The organism is Candidatus Dactylopiibacterium carminicum, assembly GCF_014736495.1.
GTDB lineage: Bacteria > Pseudomonadota > Gammaproteobacteria > Burkholderiales > Rhodocyclaceae > Uliginosibacterium > Uliginosibacterium carminicum.
The window spans coordinates 1-2,439 of sequence record NZ_MDUX01000118.1; the positions used below are offsets into that span (position 1 = coordinate 1).

5 protein-coding genes are annotated in these 2,439 nt (G+C 56.9%); 2 read left to right on the top strand and 3 right to left on the bottom strand.

What is annotated here, in order from left to right; translation table 11 throughout:
* On the bottom strand, window positions 1-107 hold a 107-nt coding region (locus BGI27_RS17680; RefSeq protein ID WP_141239830.1), incomplete at its 3' end, for a transposase.
* Between the two features lie 316 nt (window positions 108-423).
* On the opposite strand from BGI27_RS17680, the gene BGI27_RS17685 reads away from it, so the two are divergent.
* On the top strand, window positions 424-687 hold the full coding sequence (locus tag BGI27_RS17685; protein WP_095526085.1) for a CopG family ribbon-helix-helix protein: 264 nt from the start codon (window positions 424-426) through the stop codon (window positions 685-687).
* Window positions 684-965 (top strand): type II toxin-antitoxin system RelE/ParE family toxin, encoded by a 282-nt coding sequence (locus tag BGI27_RS17690; protein WP_095526086.1) that lies wholly within the window; start codon window positions 684-686, stop codon window positions 963-965. The genes BGI27_RS17685 and BGI27_RS17690 overlap by 4 nt, the downstream gene beginning before the upstream one ends.
* Before the next feature lie 474 nt (window positions 966-1,439).
* On the opposite strand, the gene BGI27_RS17695 is transcribed toward BGI27_RS17690, so the two are convergent.
* Both BGI27_RS17695 and BGI27_RS17700 read right to left on the bottom strand, forming a co-directional pair.
* Window positions 1,440-1,829, bottom strand: coding sequence for a hypothetical protein (locus BGI27_RS17695; RefSeq protein ID WP_141239800.1), 390 nt, complete (start codon window positions 1,827-1,829; stop codon window positions 1,440-1,442).
* Window positions 1,830-2,057: 228 nt separating this feature from the next.
* Window positions 2,058-2,327, bottom strand: a complete 270-nt coding sequence (locus BGI27_RS17700; protein WP_239591175.1) for an EAL domain-containing protein — start codon at window positions 2,325-2,327, stop codon at window positions 2,058-2,060.
* Between the last annotated feature and the right edge of the window lie 112 nt (window positions 2,328-2,439).

The window sequence follows — 2,439 nt, forward strand, 5'->3', positions numbered from 1 at the left end:
ATGCTCACATCCAGTCGCCCGGCAACGTCCGCAACGCTATGTCCGCGATCGGTCACTTGCTTGACCGCTTCAATCTTGAACTCTTCCGTGTATCGCTTGCTACTCATAGACACCTCCACTTGGTTGCCAGCTTAAGGCTTCGAAGTGTCTAGTGAACCGGGGGCGATTCAGGGCGTCTTCCTATCGGTGATGCCAAGTCCTCGGCTCAGCGCATGCGTGAAAAACGCGCGCGTGACGCAAAACAGGCTGATGTTGCCTGTAGGGCTACAAAGCGCTGGTCCATCGATCAACTTGTTCGTACCATAGGGGAGGGTGCCAAAGCTGGATCGTCTGACCTCGAGCGCCAACTTGCTCTTGATGCGTGGATTGCGCTTGGTCGGCGTGCTGGCTTTAAAATGCCGTAACTGTTACAGGAATTCAGCCATGCCAAACACTGTATCCATCTCTGACAAGCTCGCGGAACGTCTTGAGGCGGCTGCTGGTAGCTTCAATCGCACGCCTGACTCTGTAGTTAGTGAAGCGCTTCAGGCGTGGCTTGATCGCGAAGACCGTCGCATGCGCGAAACGATTGAGGCTATTGAGGATGCAGCGGCAGGAAATGTGGTTTCTCATGAGGCAGTGTCCGCTTGGATAGATTCGTGGGATACCGATCATGAGTTGCCTTGTCCGGGAAGTCCTCAGCAGTGACGGTCGTCTGGTCACACAAAGCACTGGCCGATGTTCGTCGTCTTCGTGCCTTCCTCAACCGCGTAGCTCCTCGCGCAGCACATGCAGCGGCTCAGGCCCTATCGACGGAAGTCTTGATCCTCTCAAGGAACCCGCGCATCGGTGAGTTGATCCAGCCGCCTGGATACGATGCTCTTGAGGTCCGTCGCATCCTCGTTGGTGATTATGAGGTGCGCTATCAGGTCTTCCCGGATCACGTCCTGATTCTTCGTGCTTGGCATCAGCGAGAAGACCGATAAGTGTCACGTGACGCGCGGCCCTTCGCCTCAAGCCCAAACCCCATTCCGCTTTACAAGCCAGCTCCGTCCGGCTCCTATCGTCAGCAAAGGCGATTTGAGTCCGTAGGCGAAGCCGGAACGGATCGACGCGTCCAGCGGCGACCTTTGCCCCTCCACGGCGGTTGCCGGGCGTCCGGCAATCCGTCCGCCGACTGCTGGCGCTTCTCAACACACCCACAATCCCTGCCGCACCGGGCCGCGATAGCGCCCCACGGCCGAAGCGCCGCGCAGCGGCGCTAGATTTATACATACGGACACATCAGAACAGGACGGGGCCAAGGGGCCAGCTGTCAGCGCTCGGACGGAACAGAAAACCTCACGGTCGAACCTGCTGGCGTATCGATTCCTAGGGGGCCGGTCTGGCAGAAAAGTCTTCGAGGGAATGGGCAGGCCTATCGAAACCCGCCAGCGTGGCCAGCGGTCGCCTCGATGTGCCTAGATTGCCGCCAGACGCGTTAGCATCAGTCCTAGGCGCGATTCCGCGCGTAGTTGCTGCCGGTAGTACTCGGCGCGAGCTTCAGCGGCGTGTAATGCCTCGGTTGCGGCTTCCAGTTCACGTTTCGCTCGATCGCGTTCGTGTTGTACTTGAGCCAGACGCTGGATGTCGTAAAACATCTGCTGTAGGTCTTTGACGTTGAAGGCGCGTCTCCAGCTCGGATGCTGGAACAGGTAGATTGCTTGCGGGTAGTCGTCGATACAGGGTCCGCCTGGTGCGGGCATGAAGGCCCATCCGTCCCATTCGCTTCCTAGTAGCGGTCTTAGCTCTAGTCGTGTTCGTTGTAGCGTTCCGGGCGTTGGCGGCTTCTCGTTTTTCTTGGTGGCCATCAGTGCATCTCCAATGCAGGGGCCAAAAAAAACGCCCCTATGGTAGGGGCGTTGCGACCTTTGTTGGTCTGGTCTAAACCTGCCTTCATGGGCAGGCCGCATTCTTCTATTCCACCTTCTTCGACTTCCCATAATCTTTATTATGTTAAGTTGCAAAATCATCAAATACACTTTGCGTTAAGTACTGCGCCACCTGTAACAGGCGCTTATTGTCTCAACTAATTGTTTTTACTTTGAAAAACTGAATTCTGTCGCAGCCTCAAGCCCAAGGGGCTTGGACAAGAGGTAGCCCTGCGCACAATCCACCCCTAGCCGCTGGAGTTGCTCAAGTTCTGAAATATGCTCAACCCCCTCGGCGATCACCAGGCTGCCGATTTCGTGCGCGAAGCTTGTGAGCCCTCTCGCCAGAGCACGGCGCTTGTCATCCGTATCGACATGCCGGGTGAGACTCATGTCCAGTTTGATGATTTCCGGCGCCAGATTGAGTATGTGACGCATGCTGGAATAGCCAGCGCCGGCATCGTCGACCGCCAGGCGAGCCCCACGCTGCCGGAATGAATCGCCCCGGGTTTCCTAGACAGCCCCGAGCTTCATGAAATACTGTTTTTCA

What these genes read in the sequence shown, in the direction of transcription:
- BGI27_RS17685 (WP_095526085.1), top strand. Translation starts at nt 424, where the DNA reads ATGCCAAACACTGTATCCATCTCTGACAAGCTCGCGGAACGTCTTGAG.
- BGI27_RS17695 (WP_141239800.1), bottom strand. Translation starts at nt 1,829, where the DNA reads ATGGCCACCAAGAAAAACGAGAAGCCGCCAACGCCCGGAACGCTACAA.
- BGI27_RS17700 (WP_239591175.1), bottom strand. Translation starts at nt 2,327, where the DNA reads ATGCGTCACATACTCAATCTGGCGCCGGAAATCATCAAACTGGACATG.